Below are 20005 nucleotides of genomic sequence, written 5' to 3'. Positions count from 1 at the left end.
CCAGCCAAGGGATAACCAGCGATACAATCATGATATTAACTGCGTGTCAGTACGCGGCGCGCTTCGTTGTAGCGCTTCTTCCAGTACGGTTCGTTCATGCTGGAGATGGTGACGCCGCTGCTGGTGGAGGCATGTACAAACTGGTCATTACCAATGTAAATGCCAACGTGTCGACCTGTTGAACCAGCACGGAACAGAACTAAGTCACCGGTGCGCAGCTTGGTGCGGGAAATTGACTTGCCCATCTCCTGCTGTTCGTAGGTCGAACGCGGAAGATCTAATCCAAATTGCTCACGGAACGTACGTTGTACAAAACTGGAACAGTCAATACCTTTTTTAGTATTGCCGCCAAGACGATAACGCACGCCTTTCCAGTCAGCATACTGGTCCATAATACGGGACTTCACGTCCAGATTACGTACCATATTTTCAAATTCATCCTGAGAAGCTTGCAGTGAAGAGGAATCTTCCGTTCCCACAACACGCGTCTCAGGATGCATATTCTTTGCGGTGTTCGATGTACTACATGCAGATAACAGTACCGCGACTGCTATCGCCGGGATCCCCCGTAAGATATATCTCAGAAACGGTTGAGATTTGACCATTTTGTTTATTTTCCCTTGAAGTCCTTAACGACAAATATCGTTATAAAAATGCCAAACGTGACGAGACTAATTATCTGTACACAATGAGACAATTGTTTCTGATGACATTTGTGGCACAGCGCACAAAATTATTCACCATCGAAATAATTATCCCTATGGGGCAAAACGAGTTCGAGATTAACCGATTGCCTGGGGTATTGCGAGTAAAAAAACCGTTTTTTTTATAAGAAATTGTGATACAGAAAGTAAAAATGGGCAATTGCTCAAAATAGCGGCAGATCCGCAGCGTTATCGCGCAATTGCTTCATTTTTATCATGAATACGATGACGAGAATATGACAGCGTGAAAGGATCGGGGGACGTGATCTATCAGGGATCGCAATGATCCCTGACGGTTAACGTTAAAAAACGGTAGTTATTTGTTTAATACTTGTTGCTTTCTGCGCGGGAGATAGCGATCAAAAACGGCAATCAGGCGATCGCTCAAGGGGGTCATCAGCACCCACGGCAGACCAATCAGCACTGCTGAAAGAGAACCCACGACAATATCCGTCAGCCAGTGAGCGCCAATCATCACGCGCGGGAAGGCAAATATCACCACAATAAGCAGGGCAATAGTGAATGCCTTCTTGCCGAAATAGCGCAGCATGAAACCCGAAAAAATAAGCAGCATCATGCCGTGATCGCCCGGAAAACTGTCTTTCGACGCATCTTTCGTTGGAATATGCAGCAATTCGCTGACGCGGTAAATATTCGGGAAAGAGAGCGACGGGCTGGCGCGTTTTACCGGCATCAGATGTTGCGCCAGCTGATTAATAACCACCGCAGCCAGAAGCATCACCAGACCGATGATCAGGATACGGCGACGCCCTGTGCCATCCTCTTTGAGCCAGAAAGAGAGCATCAGACCACCCATCGCCAGCAAGGAAATGCCGTCGAAGGCGCGGTTGTTGGTGATTGCCACCAGCCACAGGAACGCATCGCTCTTCACCAGCGCCTGGTTGAAGAAATGAAACAGGCCTGAATCCAGCGGGAACCAGAAACCGTGATTCGCCGGGATATACCAGGAGAAAAAGAGCGCCAGACCGGCGACATTAAGCAGTAATATCAGGGGAAATCGAGTTGTCATAACGTTCAGCATAGAGTGAAAACTGGGGCAACGTTAGCCGCCTGAACTTAAACGAAGCTTCAACAGGCTGGACTGCAGGGCATTCCAGTCGGCGTTAACCGCACTAATTAACTCTATTCGGCTATCCGGCGGCGCGACGTTTTGCGTTTCGATAAAGAAATCCTCGCCCTGACGGTTGATCCGCACCAGCCCGTCTGGCGTGCGCATAATGCCTTTTACGCGATCAAGCGGCGCAAGTCTGGCCCACTCAAGGATGCCTATGGTGTCGAAAACCGTATCGGCATCGAAAATCCATCCGCAGGCCTGATATCCCTGGCCGCTGTTCAGATTACGTCGCCAGCGCTGGTGCTCTGGCAGGCTAAGCGCCGCCAGTCCCTGTTTAACGGGATGGTGATGAGCATGCTCTGCGCTGGCCGGGAGTTCCGCCAGATTCTGGCGAGGCAGGTCGAGCAGGGCGCTATCGATTTTTCCCTGGGTGGTCTGCACGCGGGTACGATTGCCGCCGAAATGTTGCCACCACGCCTCAAGCGCGGCCTGGCTTTCCGCCGTGGCGCGATCTTCTTTATTAGCGACAATAACGTCCGCCGAGGCGAGCTGATCGCGGAAGTTCTCATTGGCCACCGCTTTTTCATCAAGCAGCAGACGCGGGTCGAGCAGGCACAGGGTGGCGCGCAGATCGATCCACGGCTCGTAGACCGGTGCGGTCAGCAAATCGAGGATCTGCTTCGGATGGCCCAGACCGGTAGGCTCAATCAGCAGGCGGTCCGGTTTACCCTGACGCAGCAGCGTATTGAGCCCGACCTGCATCGGCAGGCCATTGACGCAGCACATGCACCCGCCGGGGATCTCTTTAATCATTGCGCCACTCTCTGACAGCAGCGCACCATCAATGCCCACTTCGCCAAATTCATTGACCAGTACGGCCCATTTTTCTGCAGGATCTTTATTCGCCAGCAGATGGAGAATTGAGGTGGTTTTACCGCTGCCGAGAAAACCGGTGATGAGGTTCGTTTTGGTCACATGCACTCCAGACGAGAATTGTGATGCTATAACACTATTCTCTTATCCTGGCGAAAAACGTACCCAATGAGAAGGGGAAGGGCGAACGGAGGCGACGTCCGTTCGCGTTAAGCGCAATAATCGTTAAATATTTAACGTTTCTATAACAGCCTGACGGGCGCCGCGGCGGGTGATGCGCGCGTATGCCTCGCTTACCGCCTCAACAAATACGCTATTCTGGGGGAGATCGTGGCCAAAGACCTCGCTCAGCCCCAGCAGCGCGTTAACGCGGTCAGCGTCGTGGCTGGCCCCGACAATCGCGCGAATTTTATCGCTGAGGGGATCGCGAACATCAATCGCGTTGCCGCGTTCGTCGGTACCGCTGACGTACCGTATCCAGCCGGCAACGCCCAGTGCCAGAAGAGGCCAGTCGGTATTTCGCTCAAGGTGGATGCGGATGCCATCCAGCATCCGTTGCGGCAGTTTCTGGCTACCGTCCATCGCAATCTGCCAGGTCCGGTGTTGCAGCGCCGGGTTGGCGAAGCGCGCAATCAGGCTGTCGGCATAGGCGGTCAGGTCCACATCCTTTATACGCAGCGTAGGCGCCTGCTCCTCCAGCATTAACCGCCGGGCGGCTTCACGGAAGGCGGCATCCTCCATACATTCATTAATATGCGCGTACCCGGCGAGGTATCCCAGATACGCCAGGAAAGAGTGGCTGCCGTTGAGCATGCGTAATTTCATCTGCTCCCACGGCAGAACGTCCTGCACCATCTGGACACCTGCCACTTCCCACTCCGGACGCCCGGCAACAAAATTATCTTCCACCACCCACTGAATAAACGGCTCGCAGCTGATGGCACACGGATCGTCGACGCCGAGCGCATCGGCGATTTCTGCAAGCGAGGCCTCCGTCGCCGCGGGAACAATTCTGTCGACCATCGTGCCCGGAAAACTCACGTGGCCTTCGATCCACTCCGCCAGGGCCGGGGAACGTTTCTGCGCCATGCCAAGCACGGCATTTTTCACCACGTGGCCATTGTCAGGAATATTGTCACAGGAAAGCACGGTAAACGCTGGCAAACCTCGCTCGCGGCGGCGATGTAGCGCCTCGACCAGGATCCCAGGCGCAGAATGCGGTTCGGCGGGGTTGTCCAGGTCGTGCTGGATCCGCGCGTTTTGTCGATCCAGCTTACCGGTCGCGGGATCGATGCAGTAGCCTTTCTCGGTGATGGTGAGCGATACAATCGCCACCTGGGGCTCACAAAATTTCTCAATAATGGCGGACAGGGAGTCAAGCTTTGCATTCAGGCATTCATGAACGGCGCCGACAATGATTGGCTGATTTCCTTCAGCACCTTTCTCCAGCACGGTAAACAGATGATCCTGCGCGCGCAGCTGGCCCATCAGCACATCACCGCTAAAGAGGCTAATCTCACAAATCCCCCAGTCGCCGCCTTTTTCATTCAGCACCCGGTTTGTTAACAGCGCCTGGTGCGCGCGGTGAAATGCGCCAAAGCCAAAATGGACGATCCGGGAGCGTAATTGCTTGCGATCGTAGCGAGGTTGCTGAACATGGGCAGGAAGCGAGGTGGAGGCAATTGTCTTCATGAAATACACACCTGATTAACCATTAATTAACAATGCCAGTGTAAAGTTATATGACAGCAAATAAAATTGGTGAGCCGTAAATATCCCCGTTCTGTGAGTTAGATCAATCAACGTGTGGCGGTATGTTGACCCTGTACGCTAAACATGTATGGTAGTCGTCATTGCAGTAACACATATTGGTATAACAACTTTAGAGGGTGAGGCAATGGAACAAACCTGGCGTTGGTACGGGCCGAACGATCCGGTTTCTCTTGATGATGTGCGTCAGGCTGGCGCAACGGGTGTCGTGACGGCGCTGCATCACATTCCTAACGGCCAGGTCTGGCCGGTTGAGGAAATTCAACAGCGCCAGGCGCTGCTGGCGGAGAAGGGATTAACCTGGTCTGTCGTGGAGAGCATTCCGGTCCACGAAGATATCAAAACCCATTCCGGGGATTACCAGACCTGGATTGCGAACTACCAGCAGAGCATTCGCAACCTGGCGGCCTGCGGCATTGATACGGTTTGCTATAACTTCATGCCTATTCTGGACTGGACGCGGACCGATCTGGAATACCCGATGCCGGACGGCTCAAAAGCGCTGCGTTTCGACCAGATTGCCTTTGCGGCATTTGAGCTGCACATCCTGAAACGCCCTGGCGCCGACGCGGATTACACCGCTGAAGAGCAGCAGCAGGCGCTTCAATGGTTTAATGACGCGAGTGCAGCGGATATTGAAAAGCTGACCCGCAACATCATTGCGGGCCTGCCGGGCGCAGAAGAGGGATACACGCTGGACCAGTTCCGCGCGCGTCTGGCGGAATACGGCGATATTGATAAGAACCAGCTGCGTGAAAACATGGCTTATTTCCTGCGCGCTATCGTACCGGTTGCGGAAGAAGTCGGCTTGCGTCTGGCCGTGCATCCGGACGATCCACCGCGTCCTATCCTCGGTCTGCCGCGCATCGTTTCCACTATCGAAGATATGCAGTGGCTGAAAGAGACGGTCAACAGCATCTATAACGGCTTTACCATGTGTACGGGCTCCTACGGTGTTCGCGCGGATAACGACCTGGTGCAGATGATTGAAGCCTTTGGCGATCGCATTCACTTCACGCATTTGCGCGCGACCTGCCGGGAGGATAATCCTAAGACCTTCCACGAAGCCGCGCACCTGGGCGGAGACGTCAATATGGTCGCGGTGGTCGATGCCATCCTGGCAGAAGAGGCGCGTCGTAAGCAGGCTGGCGATGTCCGTCCTATTCCGTTCCGCCCGGACCACGGGCACCAGATGCTGGACGATCTGCGCAAGAAAACCAACCCTGGCTATTCGGCGATAGGCCGACTGAAAGGGATGGCGGAAGTGCGCGGCGTTGAGCTGGCGCTGAAGATGACGAAATACCCGGAGCTTCTTTAAGCTCTGTTGCCCGGTGGCGCTACGCTTACCGGGCCTACAAAAAAACCGGCCTGAGAGCCGGTTTTTGTGTTTTTGTAGGTCGGGTAAGGCGAAGCCGCCACCCGACAAACGCCGCTATCAGTCAGCGCGACCCATATAGCGTTTTTCTTCGATATGGATGCGGATTTTCTCGCCTGCGGAGAGGTATTCCGGCACCTGCACAACCAGACCGGTGGTCAGAGTGGCAGGTTTGTTGCGGGCACTTGCGGATGCGCCCTTGATGCCAGGTGCCGTCTCAACGATTTCCAGATCGACGGTCTGAGGCAGTTCCAGCGCCAGCAGCACGCCATCCCAGGTCAGAACCTGCATGTCAGGCATACCACCTTCAGGGATGAACAGCAGCTCTTCTTCAATCTGATCTTTGGTGAAGATATACGGGGTGTAATCTTCTTTATCCATGAACACGTACTCGTTGCCGTCGACGTAAGAGAAATCAACATAGCGACGGGTCAGGGTCACGGTATCGACAATATCGTCACCTTTAAAGCGCTCTTCCACTTTCAGGCCGGTACGCACATCGGCAAAACGCATTTTGTACAGCGTGGCAGCACCACGGGCGCTGGGAGCCTGAATGTCGATGTCTTTCACAATCAGCAGTTTGCCGTTGTAATTCAGTACCATACCTTTCTTAATTTCGTTCGCTCTTGGCATTGCAATAATCCTGTTTACGGGAGGTAAAAAATATCGCGCCAAATTACTCGTGCGCGGCCTTTCAGGCAAGCGGAATTCGTGGCTTTTGCTATCAACGCACAAAAGGTGTTACTGTGCGCCCGATGCCCGACTGCACGGGCTTCGTCACTGAGAGAGCATGTATGGATTGTCGTCCAGATTGCGGCGCGTGCTGTACCGCTCCGTCCATTTCAAGCCCGATACCCGGAATGCCGGAGGGCAAGCCCGCCAATACCCGCTGTGTTCAGCTCTCTGAATCCAACCTGTGTATGATCTTTGGTTCGCCCCTGCGCCCGAAGGTCTGCTCCGGGCTACAGCCTGGGGTCGAGATGTGTGGCAGTTCGCGTGCGCAGGCGATGCTCTATCTGCTTGAGCTGGAAGCGCTCACCGCGCCTTAAACGTCTTTGATTCTCGCCAGACAGCCAATGGTCAGCGTACACATCACCAGCGCAATCCAGAACACCGTGTGGTAGTTCCAGATCTCAGCAACGACCCCGGCCATGGAGCCTGCAATAATCCAGCCCACGCGCGTGGTATTAGTATAAAGGGTGGTCGCTGAGCCTGCCTGGCCCGGCATCAGATCCTGGAAGTAGAGCATGCCAATCCCCGCCAGAATCCCGATATAGATGGCGTTCAGCAGCTGTAAAGCCAGCAGCAGCCCCGGCGTATGGACCGTCAGCATACCGACGTAGAACAGCAGCCCGGCGACGGCCGCGATGCGCATCAAAAAACGTTTTCCGAAACGCTTCGCGTAATAGCCCGCTATCAGCATGGTCGGGATCTCCAGACCGGCAGCGGTGCCCATCATTATGCCGGCCAGTTTCTCCGGCAGATGCAGTTCATCAATAATAAACAGCGGCATGTTAATGATATACAGGCTGTTGGTGCCCCACATCAGCGTGCAGATAATAAACAGCAGCAGGGCATCGCGACGATTACGGCGCGGGGCCTCCAGAACGCCTGTCGCCACTTTGGGCTCTTTGCGCATTGACGGCAGGAAGCACCACACCATCGCACCGCACGCCACAAACGCGACCGCCGCGCTCAGGTACATCACCGTAAAGCCAAACCCCATCGCCAGCGCGTAAGCCAGCGGCGGGCCAATCACCCACGCCAGCGACACCTGAGCACGTAGGACCGAGCTGAACATCACCGCTTCACGCCCGGTATGGTCGGCATGCTCGCGGGCGAGGGCAAACAGCTGCGGGTTGGCGGTTGAGCCAAAGCTGCTCAGAAAAACCCCCACGAACAATAAAATGAAGTAGCTACGGTTCCATGCAAACAAAACGCAGGCCAGGACGCCCATCAGGCAGCAGAAAACGATCAGGCTTTTACGATCGCCTTTTCGGTCGGAACGGCCCGCCAGGAACTGGCTTACCAGGATGCCGATAATGGCGCTCCCGGTAAAAAAGAAGCCAACCATCGCAGGACGGGCGTGAACCTCGTTGGTCAGGAATAAGCTCAGCGTTGGGGTTTGCAACGCGCCAGCAATGCCCGTGAAGAAGGCAACAATCAGGAACGCCGTTGACGTCAAATCGAAGGGCTTCGGCGAGGTGGCCGCAGGGGTGTTATGCATGTTTTATAATTAGCGAGTAACAGAGAGGGGCGGAGTTTACGCCGTTAGCTAAAAAATAAACAGTGGGCGAGGTCAATGATGCCACGAAAAATCAAAATGGCATTTCAACTTCTCACCCTGCTGGCTGAACTTAGCTGAAACTGATTTGCTGAACTTCAGCAAAATTCAGCTGAATGCGGAAGAAATGTGCTGCATCTCTAAATTCTGAGATCGGAAATACGACTTTTCTTGCAAGACATTGCAGAAAGCGCAAGACTTTTTGAAACGTTTCAGCGCTATCTTGTTTTAGCAAACGGAGCAGGCTAGCGTATTTTTTCTCATGTAAGCTGAAACGATTCACTTTCAGCAGGAGAGGAGAACCATGTTCCAGTTATCTGTTCAGGATATTCACCCAGGCGCTCAGGCCGGGGATAAAGAAGAGGCTATTCGTCAGGTCGCCGCTGCCCTTGTGCAGGCAGGCAACGTCGCGGATGGCTACGTAAACGGTATGCTGGCGCGCGAGCAGCAGACCTCCACCTTCCTCGGTAATGGGATTGCCATTCCGCACGGTACAACAGACACCCGCGACCAGGTGCTGAAAACCGGCGTGAAGGTTTATCAGTTCCCGCAGGGCGTGCTCTGGGGCGAAGGTCAGGTAGCATATGTGGCTATCGGCATCGCGGCCAGCAGCGACGAACATTTGGGTCTGCTGCGTCAGCTAACGCATGTCCTGAGTGATGACGCCGTGGCAGAACAGCTGAAGTCAGCGACAACCGCTGAAGAGCTGCGTGCCTTGCTGATGGGTGAAAAACAGAGTGAAGCGCTGAAACTGGATAATGACACGCTGACGCTGGATGTTGTGGCTTCGGATCTGGTCACGCTGCAGGCGCTGAACGCGGGTCGTCTTAAAGAAGCCGGGGCGGCTGATGCCACCTTTGTGACGCGCGTGATTAACGACAAACCGTTGAATCTTGGCCAGGGTATCTGGCTGAACGACAGTGCTGAAGGCAACCTGCGCAGTGCTATCGCGGTGAGCCGTGCAGCCACAGCGTTTGACGTTGAGGGTGAGCCTGCCGCCATGCTGGTCACCGTGGCGATGAACGATGAGCAGCCAGTGTCGGTGCTGAAGCGTCTGGGCGATCTGCTGCTGAATAATAAAGCTGAAAAATTGCTGAACGCGGATGCTGCCACCGTGCTGGCTCTGCTGACCAGTGATGATGCGCTGACGGATGACCTGCTGACCGCTGAGTTCGTGGTACGTAACGAACACGGCCTGCACGCCCGTCCAGGCACCATGCTGGTGAATACCATTAAACAATTCGAAAGTGAGATCACCGTGGCTAACCTTGATGGTACGGGCAAACCGGCCAACGGCCGTAGTCTGATGAAAGTGGTCGCGCTGGGCGTGAAGAAAGGTCACCGTCTGCGTTTCACCGCGCAGGGTGCTGATGCTGAACAGGCGCTGAAAGCGATTGGCGACGCCATCGCGGCAGGTCTGGGGGAGGGCGCATAATGAGCAGACGTGTTGCGACTATTACGCTGAACCCGGCATATGACCTGGTGGGGTTTTGCCCGGAGATTGAGCGCGGCGAAGTAAACCTCGTGCGTACCACTGGCCTGCATGCTGCGGGCAAAGGGATTAACGTCGCGAAAGTGCTCAAGGATCTCGGTATCGATGTCACCGTGGGTGGATTCCTCGGTAAAGATAACCAGGACGGTTTCCAGCAGCTGTTCAGCGAGCTGGGCATTGCTAACCGCTTCCAGGTCGTTCAGGGCCGTACCCGTATCAACGTCAAGCTGACGGAGAAAGACGGTGAAGTAACCGACCTGAACTTCTCTGGCTTCGAAGTCACCCCGTCAGACTGGGAGCGCTTTGTTAACGACTCCCTCACCTGGCTCGGTCAGTTCGACATGGTGTGCGTCAGCGGCAGCCTGCCGTCCGGCGTGAGCCCGGAAGCGTTTACCGACTGGATGACGCGCCTGCGTAGCCAGTGCCCATGCATTATTTTCGACAGCAGCCGTGACGCACTGGTTGCGGGTCTGAAAGCGTCTCCATGGCTGGTGAAGCCGAATCGCCGCGAACTGGAGATTTGGGCTGGCCGTAAGCTGCCAGAATTAAAAGATGTGATTGATGCAGCCCATGCGCTGCGTGAGCAGGGTATCGCTCACGTCGTGATCTCGCTGGGTGCAGAAGGCGCGTTGTGGGTTAACGCTTCTGGCGAATGGATTGCCAAACCGCCGTCAATGGAAGTTGTGAGTACCGTTGGCGCTGGGGATTCGATGGTTGGCGGCCTGATTTACGGCCTGCTGATGCGTGAATCCAGTGAACATACGTTACGTCTTGCCACCGCCGTTGCAGCCCTGGCCGTGAGCCAGAGCAATGTCGGTATTACCGATCGTACCCAGTTAGCCGCGATGATGGCGCGCGTTGACTTAAAACCTTTTAACTAACAGCAGGAGAGGAATAATGAAAACGCTGCTGATCATTGACTCCGGTCTCGGACAGGCTCGCGCCTATATGGCGAAGACCCTGCTGGGCGCGGCGGCACAAAAAGCACACCTGGACATCATTGATAACCCGGGTGATGCTGAACTGGCGATTGTTCTGGGTGATAAAATCCCTGCGGACAGTGCGCTGAACGGCAAAAAAGTGTGGCTGGGCGACATTAATCGCGCGGTGGCACATCCAGAACTGTTCCTGAGTGAAGCGAAAGGCCACGCGTCGGTTTACAGCGCACCTGTCGCGACAGCACCGACCGCGGCTGCGGCCACCGGGCCGAAACGTATTGTGGCGGTAACGGCGTGTCCAACTGGGGTAGCGCATACCTTTATGGCGGCTGAAGCCATTGAAACCGAAGCGAAAAAACGCGGCTGGTGGGTAAAAGTCGAAACCCGTGGATCCGTGGGTGCCGGTAACGCTATCACCCCGGAAGAAGTGGCGGAAGCCGATCTGGTGATTGTGGCGGCCGATATCGAAGTCGATCTGGCGAAGTTTGCCGGTAAGCCGATGTACCGCACCTCAACCGGCCTGGCGCTGAAAAAGACCGCTCAGGAATTTGATAAAGCGCTGGCGGAAGCCAAACCTTACCAGGCTACCGGTGCGGCTAAAACCGCCACCGAAGGGAAGAAAGAGTCTGCGGGGGCCTACCGTCACCTGCTGACGGGTGTGTCTTACATGCTGCCGATGGTGGTGGCGGGTGGTCTGTGTATCGCGCTCTCGTTTGCGTTTGGTATTACAGCATTTAAAGAAGAAGGTACGCTTGCGGCTGCGCTGATGCAGATCGGCGGGGGTTCAGCGTTCGCGCTGATGGTGCCGGTTCTGGCAGGCTTTATCGCTTTCTCCATCGCTGACCGTCCTGGCCTGACGCCGGGTCTTATCGGCGGTATGCTGGCCGTCAGCACCGGTTCCGGTTTTATCGGCGGTATCATTGCCGGTTTCCTGGCCGGTTACGTCGCGAAGCTGATCAGCTCGAAGCTGAAGCTGCCGCAGAGTATGGAAGCGCTGAAACCGATTCTCATCATCCCGCTGATTTCCAGCCTGGTGGTGGGTCTGGCGATGATTTACCTCATCGGTAAACCGGTAGCGGGCATCCTGACGGGTCTGACCCACTGGCTGCAAACCATGGGTACGGCGAACGCGGTTCTGCTGGGCGCAATCCTCGGCGGTATGATGTGTACCGATATGGGCGGTCCGGTGAACAAAGCGGCATACGCGTTTGGCGTTGGCCTGCTGAGTACCCAGACTTACGCGCCGATGGCGGCGATCATGGCGGCCGGTATGGTGCCACCTCTGGCGCTCGGCCTGGCGACCATTATCGCCCGTCGTAAGTTCGACAAAGCGCAGCAGGAAGGTGGTAAAGCGGCGCTGGTGCTGGGTCTGTGCTTCATCACCGAAGGTGCAATCCCGTTCGCGGCGCGTGACCCAATGCGTGTACTGCCATGCTGTATCGTGGGCGGTGCGGTGACGGGGGCCATCTCCATGGCGATTGGCGCGAAGCTGATGGCACCACATGGTGGTCTGTTCGTCCTGCTGATCCCAGGCGCAATCACCCCGGTACTGGGTTACCTGCTGGCAATCATTGCCGGTACGCTGGTGGCGGGTCTCTCTTACGCGGTGCTGAAACGTCCGGAAGCGGAAGTGGTTGCAAAAGCAGCGTAAGCGATAAGCAACAAAAAAGCCGGGTGCTAAGCAACCCGGCTTTTTTTATGCCGCCTGTTCAGCGGTCTGCTGTGCCTTGAGCCACGCGATCTCTTCCGCCCAGATATCCGGATTGATGGTTTCCAGCACCATGGGGATACCGTCGAAACGGGCATCCTGCATAATAAAGCGAAATGCATCGTGACCGATATTGCCTTCGCCCAGGCTGTGGTGGCGGTCAACCCGGCTACCAAAGGCGCTTTTCGCATCGTTGAGGTGCATACCGCGCAGGTACTTGAAACCCACGATGCGCTCAAACTCATCGAACGTGTTTTTCGTTGCCTCGGTTGTACGCAGATCGTAACCAGCCGCAAACGCGTGACAGGTATCAATGCACACGCCCACGCGGGATTTATCTTCCACGCCGTCGATGATCGCCGCCAGATGTTCGAACTTAAAACCGAGATTGCTGCCCTGACCGGCAGTGTTTTCGATCACCGCGGTCACGCTGTTGGTTTTCTCCAGGGTGATGTTGATGGACTCAGCAATACGCGCCAGACAGGCGTCTTCGTCGATCTGCATCAGATGGCTACCCGGATGGAAGTTCAGCAGCGTCAGCCCCAGCTGTTCACAGCGCTGCACTTCATCAAGGAACGCCTCGCGGGATTTATCCAGTGCTTCCTGAACCGGATGACCGAGGTTAATCAGATAGCTGTCGTGGGGAAGGATCTGGCCCGGCCCGTAGTGGTATTTTTCACAGGCGGCTTTGAAATCATCAATCACGTCGGTGGTGAGCGGTGCGGCGCGCCACTGGCGCTGATTTTTGGTGAACAGGGCGAAAGCGGTTGCCTCGATTTCGGCGGCGCGAATGGCGGCGTTTGCAAGGCCACCTGCAGCGCTGACGTGCGCTCCAACATATTTCATAAAAAGACTCCTGTTAACCCGAAACGCTTATCATAACGGGTTAACAGGAGAACGACGAGAGGGTTTATGCCATCAGGCTGTGTACGGCGAGGTTAATCGCGCCGCCGCCCACAATCAGCCAGATAAAGAGCACCAGCGCCATCAGCAGCGGTTTTGCGCCGGCTTTTTTCAGGGCGCTGACGTGCGTGGTCACACCCAGAGCCGCCATCGCCATGGCCAGCAGCACCGTATCCAGCGTCACCAGCATATCCACGACCGCTTTTGGCAGAAGGTGGAACGAGTTAAAGATAGCGACCACGATGAACAGGATCGCAAACCACGGAATGGTGATTTTGCTTTTCTCGCTGCCACCTGCCGGAGCCAGTTGCTTAACCCGCGCGGCCAGGAAAATCAGGAACGGGGCCAGCATCATGACGCGCAGCATTTTGGCGATGACCGCGGCATTTTCCGCTTCCGGATTGATGGCGTGACCTGCTGCGACCACCTGCGCCACCTCGTGCATCGTCGAACCGATATAGATGCCGTAGGTTTCCGGGCTAAACCAGTGCGCCACCAGCGGATACATAGCCGGATAAAGGAAGATCGCCAGCGTACCAAAGATGACCACCGTCGCGACGGCCACCGTCACTTTACTGGCTTCAGCTTTAACGACCGGTTCCGTTGCCAGTACCGCTGCCGCACCGCAAATGCTGCTGCCTGCGCCAATTAACCAGCTGGTCTGCTTGTCCAGGCCAAACACCTTCTGGCCGATAAAGCACGCCAGCATAAAGGTGCTCGAAAGGGTCAGGACATCAATGGCAATCCCGCTCACGCCGACATCCGCAATCTGCGAAAAGGTCAGGCGGAAGCCGTAAAGAATAATGCCCAGACGTAATAAATGTTGTTTGGCGAAAATGACGCCCCCGTCGCAGGATTTCCAGATGTGCGGGTAGACGGTATTCCCGACCACCATGCCGAGCAAAATAGCCAGCGTTAATGCACTAAACCCGGCACCGGCCACTGCCGGTATACTGCCGCCCCATAAGGCCACACCGGTGATGACGGAGCTGAGCGCGAGACCCGGCACGAAGTGCCACACTGTACGATGATGTTGTAAGGTGAGTTCTGACATAACCTTCTCCTTTGTCTGGCTAAAGGTTACGGCGATCTGGCTTAAAAATAAAATTGATTATATACTTATAATCAATCTATATAAGTGGTAAGTGACCATGCACATTACATTGCGTCAGCTGGAAGTGTTTGCCGAAGTGCTGAAGAGCGGCTCTACGACTCAGGCGTCACAAATGCTGGCGCTCTCTCAGTCTGCCGTGAGTGCGGCGTTGACCGATCTTGAAGGACAGTTAGGCGTTCAGCTTTTCGACAGGGTAGGGAAGCGTCTGGTGGTCAATGAGCATGGCCGCCTGCTTTACCCGCGCGCGCTGGCTCTGCTGGAGCAGGCTATCGAAATCGAACAGCTGTTCCGCGAAGACAACGGCGCGATCCGCGTTTTTGCCAGCAGTACCATCGGTAACTACATCCTGCCGGAAGTGATTGCCCGCTATCGCCGGGATTTTCCCTCGTTGCCGCTGGAGATGAGCGTGGGTAACAGCCAGGACGTCATCAACGCGGTGATCGATTTTCGCGTGGACATCGGTCTCATTGAAGGTCCGTGCCACAACGTCGATATCATCGCTGAGCCCTGGCTGGAAGACGAGCTGGTGGTGTTTGCCTCCCCGGCCTCTTCTTTATTACAGGGCGAGGTGACGCTGGAGCGCCTGGCGCAGGCTCAGTGGATCCTGCGCGAGCAGGGTTCCGGCACGCGTGAAATTGTCGATTACCTGCTGCTGTCTCATTTGCCGCATTTCCAGCTGGGAATGGAGCTGGGGAACTCGGAGGCGATTAAGCATGCGGTGCGTCATGGACTGGGGATCAGCTGCCTTTCCCGACGCGTGATTGCCGAACAGCTTGAGACGGGATCGCTGGTGGAAATTCCTGTTCCATTGCCGAAACTGGTGCGCACGCTGTGGTGCATCCATCATCGTCAGAAACACCTTTCCAGTTCGCTGCAGCGTTTTCTGCGCTATTGCGAGATGTGAAATTGCCCCTCATCCCGGCCCTCTCCCCAAAAGGGGGAGGGAAAAATGATGCTTTACTTATAATCCTGGCCGCGTCATGAAGCTCTCTTATAACTGAGTATTTCTGCCGGAAGGAACGCCGATCGTCTGCTACAATCGCGCCTCATTTATTGAATGGACAGCATTTTCACATGGTTTCAGAAACTAAAACCACAGAAGCGCCCACGCTACGTCGTGAACTCAAGGCGCGTCACCTGACGATGATCGCCATTGGCGGATCCATCGGTACAGGTCTTTTCGTTGCCTCTGGCGCAACGATTTCGGCAGCTGGCCCGGGTGGGGCATTATTCTCTTATATCCTGATTGGCCTGATGGTCTACTTCCTGATGACCAGCCTGGGTGAACTGGCGGCATACATGCCGGTATCCGGTTCGTTTTCGACCTACGGACAAAAATACGTGGAAGAAGGCTTCGGCTTCGCGCTGGGCTGGAACTATTGGTACAACTGGGCTGTTACCATCGCCGTTGACCTCGTCGCCGCACAGCTGGTGATGACCTGGTGGTTCCCGGACACGCCGGGCTGGATCTGGAGCGCGTTGTTCCTGGTCGTCATTTTCCTGCTGAACTACATCTCCGTACGCGGGTTTGGTGAAGCGGAATACTGGTTCTCTTTGATCAAAGTGGCAACCGTCATCATCTTTATCGTCGTCGGTGTGGCGATGATCGTTGGTATTTTCAAAGGGGCAGAGCCTGCGGGCTGGAGCAACTGGACAATAGGCGATGCGCCGTTTGCCGGTGGGTTCTCGGCCATGATTGGCGTGGCGATGATTGTCGGCTTCTCTTTCCAGGGCACTGAGCTGATTGGTATTGCGGCCGGTGAATCTGAAAACCCAGAGAAGAACATTCCTCGCGCGGTGCGTCAGGTCTTCTGGCGTATCCTGCTGTTCTACGTGTTCGCGATCCTGATTATCAGCCTGATCATTCCGTATACCGATCCAAGCCTGCTGCGTAACGATGTGAAAGACATCAGCGTTAGCCCGTTCACTCTGGTCTTCCAGCACGCGGGACTGCTCTCTGCGGCGGCGGTAATGAATGCGGTGATCCTGACGGCAGTGCTGTCTGCGGGTAACTCCGGTATGTACGCGTCCACCCGTATGCTTTACACCCTGGCCTGCGACGGTAAAGCGCCGCGCATCTTCGCTAAACTGTCTCGCGGTGGTGTGCCACGTAACGCTCTGTACGCCACCACGGTGATTGCCGGTCTGTGCTTCCTGACCTCCATGTTCGGCAACCAGACGGTTTACCTGTGGCTGCTTAACACCTCCGGGATGACGGGCTTTATCGCCTGGCTGGGCATTGCCATCAGCCACTATCGCTTCCGTCGCGGTTACGTAATGCAAGGTCATGATCTGAACGACCTGCCGTATCGCTCAGGGTTCTTCCCGCTGGGGCCAATTTTCGCCTTCATTCTGTGTCTGATTATTACGCTGGGCCAGAACTATGAAGCGTTCCTCGCGGATACTATCGACTGGGGCGCCGTCACGGCAACCTACATTGGTATTCCGCTGTTCCTGATCATCTGGTTTGGTTACAAACTGACGAAAGGAACACACTTCGTTCGCTACAGTGAAATGGAATTCCCGGAACGATTTAAACAATAACCGCAATTCCTCTCTTTCAGCCCGCTCATTCGAGCGGGCTTTTTTATGGGGCGGTTAGAAGCTGTAAGTCATGCCCACGGTATAACGACGTCCATCAAGCACGGTGTCATACGTATCGTAATCAATTTGCTTATCGAGCACGTTATACACACCGGCAGTCACAAGCAGGTTTTTGTTCGCGTTGTAGCGCAGACCCACATCCACCTGGGTATAGGACGGTGTACCCTGGGACATTGATGTACGGCTCAGATACTCAGACGTTTTACCGCGCAGGTTCAGACGACTCCAGAAGCCGACGTCTGGTGTCGCCTGCCAGTCCAGGGTGGTATTGAACATATGTTTTGGCATTTTGTTCAACGGCTTACCGGAGAACTGGCCGCTCTTCTGCTCGGATTCCGTATAAGTGTAGTTGGCAGTCCAGTTCACATCGCGCGTGATTTTCCAGCCGAAGGTAGACTCCACGCCGCGCATGTTGGCTTTGTCAACGTTGACGCGGTCGCTCACGAAATCATAGCTGTGATCGCCAATCGTACAGGCGGGATCGGAACTGCTGTTACAGCGGCGAACTTCAGTAATTTTGTCTTTGAAGTCGGTATTGAACAGCGTCACACCGGCATTAAGATTGTCGTTATTATCCCAGAGCAGGGCGATCTCTTCACTCAGACTCTTCTCTGGTTTCAGGTCCGGGTTGCCAACGATGATACCGTCAAGACGGCCACCACCCGTTACCTGCCCCCAGCTGGCAGACGACTGACGCAGGTCCGGTGCACGGTAGCCCGCAGAAACCCCGCCTTTCAATGTCCACTGCTCGGCGAGGTGCCATACACCGTAACCACGTGGCGTCCAGTTAGTACCATAGTTTTGGTCTTTGTCCATGCGCAGGCCGCCGGTTAACGTAAAGCTTTCCGTCATTGCCCATTCATCTTCGGCAAACAGTGCCCAACTCCAGCGTGTTAGTTTGTTCAGGCCATCGGCAGCCTCCAGCTGATTGCCGTTGTCGCGCAGTTTCTCATAGCGATATTGCCCGCCGAGAGTCAGGGTATGATCGGCGAGGAAGATCTGGTTCTGGTTGTTGAAGGTGGTGTTGTACGAGCGCATTTCACGATCCGGATTATTCGTCTCTTCCTGTTGGATATAGCTGGTGGTATTGAAGTCGTCGTAATAACCGCTGTGGGTTAATGAGTAGGTGGTATGTTCATAGCGGGTTTCGCTTTTGATATTTGGCGTACAGGTCGTTCCACGGCAGGTTTCCGTCGCTTTCGACATCCCCGGCGTGCTGTTTCTGTCCTGAAGTTCACGGGCAAAGTCGAGGTCGAAATCATTTTGCTCGTCCGGCGTGAAATTCAACGTAATACCGCCGTTACGCATTTTCTGCTCGTTATACCCGTTTACAATCTTATCTTCTGCGCGGCGTGACAAAAGCCCCGTCACTTTTGCGCCAAGCAGCCCGTCAATCAGGGGACCTGAAGCGTAGGCGTTGGTCTGAAAGATATCACCGGAATCATTGTTTTCCTGGAAGGTTGCATCGCCATGCAACGAACCTGTCCAGGCCTTGGTGTTCGACACTTTTTTGGTAATGACGTTGATGACTCCACCCATAGCATCAGAACCGTAAAGTGAGGACATCGGGCCACGGATAACCTCGATACGCTCAATGGACTCCAGCGGCGGCAGCCAGCCTTGTTCAATGCCCGAGTTGTCGCTGTTTGGGCGGGTACTGCGCGTACTCACGCGTTTGCCGTTCACCAGGAACAGCGTGTACTGCGACGCCATGCCGCGAATACTGATATCACTGCTGCTCCCGCCGCCAGTAACGACGACGCCCGGGACGTCTTTCAGGGCATCGGTGACATCACGGTAGGCTTTATCTTCAATCTGCTGTTTTGAAATCACCGAGATGGAGGCGGGGGCATTCTGGATTTTTTGTTCAAAACCCGTCGCAGTGACGACAACGGTGTCCTGATCGGCTGCGTGAACGAAGGAGGAAAGTGTGGCGGCGCCAATGGCGGCGGCCAGCAATTTAACGCGTGGTATTGTCATTTGTACATTCCATATAAAAAGAAAAAAACTCCATCGGGATAACCCTGAGAACTGTATGTATTTGTCTTGTAAGAACTCTTTGTGATGGAGAAGAGTCTGGAATTGTACAAAAGAATGTATAATTGTAAACACAAATGATAATTGAAATCATTTGTGTTTGATGTGTTGGCAAGAAAATAGCCTGGTTTCAAGCGGATAGGATTATGTCAATAAGGGGAAAAGCCCGACAGGCGAGAGGCTATCGGGCAAATAGCGAAAATTACGCGAACAAATGCGCCGCGTGGAAGCGGAGATGATCCTCAATAAAGGAGGCCATAAAGTAATAGCTGTGGTCATATCCTGGCTGAATGCGCAGCGTGAGCGGCCAGTCCTTCTGACGTGCCGCTTCAGCTAAAACGGCGGGCTGGAGTTGCCCGGCGAGGAACTGATCCGCATCGCCCTGATCGATAAGCATCGGGATCGCATTCGCTGAGTCGCTCGCCAGCATCAGCGTACAGCTGTCCCATTCCTGCCATTTCGTTTCATCTTTGCCCAGATAGTGGGTGAAGGCTTTTTGTCCCCACGGTACCTGCGTTGGGTTAACAATCGGCGCGAACGCAGAGACGCTGGTATATTTCCCGGGGTTTTTCAGCGCCATGATTAGCGCCCCGTGTCCGCCCATGGAATGTCCGCTGATGGCGCAGCGATCGTTTACCGCGAATTCGGCCTGAATCAGCGCAGGCAGCTCGTCACGGATGTAGTCATACATACGATAATGACTCGCCCACGGCTGCTCGGTCGCATTCAGGTAAAACCCGGCGCCTTTACCCAGGTCGTATCCTGCATCATCCGCCACATCGTCCCCACGGGGGCTGGTATCGGGCATCACCAGCGCGATACCCAGCTCGGCCGCAATACGCTGCGCACCGGCTTTGGTTGTGAAGTTTTCGTCGTTGCAGGTCAGGCCAGAAAGCCAGAACAGAACAGGCGGATTCTCTGCCGGAGGCAGGAAAATACTGAACGTCATGGCGCAGTTCAGCGTGGTGGAGTCGTGCCGCCAGCGCTGCTGTCGACCTTCAAAACAACGGTGCTCTTCGAGCAGTTCCATGCAAGGCTCCTTAATGAGAATAGCTATTCATTAGCATCATAATACAGCGTTTTCATTTACCTGTGAGCAACTTTCACTTTCGCGGAACGGAAAGATGC

General features: G+C 54.9%; 17 protein-coding genes. 7 read left to right on the top strand and 10 right to left on the bottom strand.

Annotation, left to right across the window (positions count from 1 at the left end; translation table 11 throughout):
* Nucleotides 1–35: 35 nt before the first annotated feature.
* The 4 genes from mepS to L3068_RS15385 all read right to left on the bottom strand — a co-directional run bounded on the left by mepS (nt 36) and on the right by L3068_RS15385 (nt 4344).
* Nucleotides 36–605, bottom strand: coding sequence for a bifunctional murein DD-endopeptidase/murein LD-carboxypeptidase (mepS, locus tag L3068_RS15400; RefSeq protein WP_014884584.1), 570 nt, complete (start codon nt 603–605; stop codon nt 36–38).
* Nucleotides 606–1020: 415 nt separating this feature from the next.
* Nucleotides 1021–1734 carry a phosphatase PAP2 family protein gene (locus tag L3068_RS15395; RefSeq protein WP_014884583.1) on the bottom strand — a complete coding sequence of 238 codons (714 nt, stop codon included), beginning with the start codon at nt 1732–1734 and terminating at the stop codon, nt 1021–1023.
* 33 nt (nt 1735–1767) lie between these two features.
* Nucleotides 1768–2754, bottom strand: a complete 987-nt coding sequence (locus tag L3068_RS15390) for a CobW family GTP-binding protein (RefSeq protein ID WP_117580825.1) — start codon at nt 2752–2754, stop codon at nt 1768–1770.
* Between the two features lie 123 nt (nt 2755–2877).
* Nucleotides 2878–4344, bottom strand: a complete 1467-nt coding sequence (locus tag L3068_RS15385; protein ID WP_117580826.1) for a mannitol dehydrogenase family protein — start codon at nt 4342–4344, stop codon at nt 2878–2880.
* A 205-nt stretch (nt 4345–4549) separates the two neighbouring features.
* On the opposite strand from L3068_RS15385, the gene uxuA reads away from it, so the two are divergent.
* Nucleotides 4550–5740: a mannonate dehydratase gene (gene uxuA, locus L3068_RS15380; RefSeq protein ID WP_117580828.1), complete on the top strand. Its 1191-nt coding sequence runs from the start codon at nt 4550–4552 to the stop codon at nt 5738–5740.
* 117 nt (nt 5741–5857) lie between these two features.
* Here uxuA and yeiP read toward each other — a convergent pair whose 3' ends face one another.
* Nucleotides 5858–6430 carry an elongation factor P-like protein YeiP gene (gene yeiP, locus L3068_RS15375; RefSeq protein ID WP_014884579.1) on the bottom strand — a complete coding sequence of 191 codons (573 nt, stop codon included), beginning with the start codon at nt 6428–6430 and terminating at the stop codon, nt 5858–5860.
* A 161-nt stretch (nt 6431–6591) separates the two neighbouring features.
* Between yeiP and L3068_RS15370 the strand changes: the two genes are divergently transcribed.
* Nucleotides 6592–6846, top strand: a complete 255-nt coding sequence (locus L3068_RS15370; protein WP_023330932.1) for a YkgJ family cysteine cluster protein — start codon at nt 6592–6594, stop codon at nt 6844–6846.
* On the opposite strand, the gene setB is transcribed toward L3068_RS15370, so the two are convergent.
* On the bottom strand, nt 6843–8024 hold the full coding sequence (gene setB / locus L3068_RS15365) for a sugar efflux transporter SetB (protein ID WP_047027536.1): 1182 nt from the start codon (nt 8022–8024) through the stop codon (nt 6843–6845). The two genes, L3068_RS15370 and setB, sit on opposite strands and share 4 nt — an antisense overlap.
* Nucleotides 8025–8385: 361 nt before the next feature.
* On the opposite strand from setB, the gene fruB reads away from it, so the two are divergent.
* The 3 genes from fruB to fruA are packed head-to-tail and all read left to right on the top strand — an operon-like array spanning nt 8386 to nt 12162.
* Complete coding sequence (gene fruB / locus L3068_RS15360; protein WP_023330930.1) at nt 8386–9516, top strand: fused PTS fructose transporter subunit IIA/HPr protein; 1131 nt, start codon at nt 8386–8388, stop codon at nt 9514–9516.
* The gene (fruK, locus tag L3068_RS15355) at nt 9516–10454 is read left to right on the top strand and encodes a 1-phosphofructokinase (RefSeq protein WP_008500936.1); all 939 of its coding nucleotides are present in this window, start codon (nt 9516–9518) and stop codon (nt 10452–10454) included. The genes fruB and fruK overlap by 1 nt, the downstream gene beginning before the upstream one ends.
* Nucleotides 10455–10470: 16 nt before the next feature.
* Entirely contained in the window at nt 10471–12162 is a 1692-nt protein-coding gene (fruA, locus tag L3068_RS15350) for a PTS fructose transporter subunit IIBC (protein WP_045280979.1), read from the top strand.
* A gap of 45 nt (nt 12163–12207) precedes the next feature.
* On the opposite strand, the gene nfo is transcribed toward fruA, so the two are convergent.
* Nucleotides 12208–13065 (bottom strand): deoxyribonuclease IV, encoded by an 858-nt coding sequence (gene nfo / locus L3068_RS15345; protein ID WP_117581195.1) that lies wholly within the window; start codon nt 13063–13065, stop codon nt 12208–12210.
* 64 nt (nt 13066–13129) lie between these two features.
* On the bottom strand, nt 13130–14176 hold the full coding sequence (locus L3068_RS15340; RefSeq protein WP_117581197.1) for a YeiH family protein: 1047 nt from the start codon (nt 14174–14176) through the stop codon (nt 13130–13132).
* Nucleotides 14177–14273: 97 nt separating this feature from the next.
* Here L3068_RS15340 and yieE point away from each other — a divergent pair, with 97 nt between their 5' ends.
* Together yieE and lysP are read left to right on the top strand one after the other, a co-directional pair.
* Nucleotides 14274–15140, top strand: a complete 867-nt coding sequence (yieE, locus tag L3068_RS15335; RefSeq protein ID WP_014884572.1) for a DNA-binding transcriptional regulator YeiE — start codon at nt 14274–14276, stop codon at nt 15138–15140.
* A gap of 170 nt (nt 15141–15310) precedes the next feature.
* A complete protein-coding gene (gene lysP, locus L3068_RS15330) occupies nt 15311–16780 on the top strand; it encodes a lysine-specific permease (protein ID WP_014884571.1) in 1470 nt (489 codons plus the stop codon).
* Between the two features lie 54 nt (nt 16781–16834).
* On the opposite strand, the gene L3068_RS15325 is transcribed toward lysP, so the two are convergent.
* Both L3068_RS15325 and fghA read right to left on the bottom strand, forming a co-directional pair.
* Nucleotides 16835–18820, bottom strand: a complete 1986-nt coding sequence (locus tag L3068_RS15325; protein WP_214602739.1) for a ligand-gated channel protein — start codon at nt 18818–18820, stop codon at nt 16835–16837.
* 259 nt (nt 18821–19079) lie between these two features.
* Nucleotides 19080–19907: an S-formylglutathione hydrolase gene (gene fghA, locus L3068_RS15320; RefSeq protein ID WP_045268786.1), complete on the bottom strand. Its 828-nt coding sequence runs from the start codon at nt 19905–19907 to the stop codon at nt 19080–19082.
* Between the last annotated feature and the right edge of the window lie 98 nt (nt 19908–20005).

Origin of the sequence: Enterobacter cloacae complex sp. ECL414 (assembly GCF_021869685.1) — a bacterium.
Taxonomy (GTDB): domain Bacteria; phylum Pseudomonadota; class Gammaproteobacteria; order Enterobacterales; family Enterobacteriaceae; genus Enterobacter; species Enterobacter kobei.
This window is presented reverse-complemented; position numbering and strand designations above follow the sequence as displayed.

Coding starts and splice junctions, on each gene's coding strand:
- mepS (WP_014884584.1), bottom strand. CDS start 605: ATGGTCAAATCTCAACCGTTTCTGAGATATATCTTACGGGGGATCCCG.
- yeiP (WP_014884579.1), bottom strand. CDS start 6,430: ATGCCAAGAGCGAACGAAATTAAGAAAGGTATGGTACTGAATTACAAC.
- yieE (WP_014884572.1), top strand. CDS start 14,274: ATGCACATTACATTGCGTCAGCTGGAAGTGTTTGCCGAAGTGCTGAAG.
- fruA (WP_045280979.1), top strand. CDS start 10,471: ATGAAAACGCTGCTGATCATTGACTCCGGTCTCGGACAGGCTCGCGCC.
- setB (WP_047027536.1), bottom strand. CDS start 8,024: ATGCATAACACCCCTGCGGCCACCTCGCCGAAGCCCTTCGATTTGACG.
- fruB (WP_023330930.1), top strand. CDS start 8,386: ATGTTCCAGTTATCTGTTCAGGATATTCACCCAGGCGCTCAGGCCGGG.
- fghA (WP_045268786.1), bottom strand. CDS start 19,907: ATGGAACTGCTCGAAGAGCACCGTTGTTTTGAAGGTCGACAGCAGCGC.
- L3068_RS15340 (WP_117581197.1), bottom strand. CDS start 14,176: ATGTCAGAACTCACCTTACAACATCATCGTACAGTGTGGCACTTCGTG.
- L3068_RS15385 (WP_117580826.1), bottom strand. CDS start 4,344: ATGAAGACAATTGCCTCCACCTCGCTTCCTGCCCATGTTCAGCAACCT.
- fruK (WP_008500936.1), top strand. CDS start 9,516: ATGAGCAGACGTGTTGCGACTATTACGCTGAACCCGGCATATGACCTG.
- L3068_RS15370 (WP_023330932.1), top strand. CDS start 6,592: ATGGATTGTCGTCCAGATTGCGGCGCGTGCTGTACCGCTCCGTCCATT.
- L3068_RS15395 (WP_014884583.1), bottom strand. CDS start 1,734: ATGACAACTCGATTTCCCCTGATATTACTGCTTAATGTCGCCGGTCTG.
- uxuA (WP_117580828.1), top strand. CDS start 4,550: ATGGAACAAACCTGGCGTTGGTACGGGCCGAACGATCCGGTTTCTCTT.
- L3068_RS15325 (WP_214602739.1), bottom strand. CDS start 18,820: ATGACAATACCACGCGTTAAATTGCTGGCCGCCGCCATTGGCGCCGCC.
- nfo (WP_117581195.1), bottom strand. CDS start 13,065: ATGAAATATGTTGGAGCGCACGTCAGCGCTGCAGGTGGCCTTGCAAAC.
- lysP (WP_014884571.1), top strand. CDS start 15,311: ATGGTTTCAGAAACTAAAACCACAGAAGCGCCCACGCTACGTCGTGAA.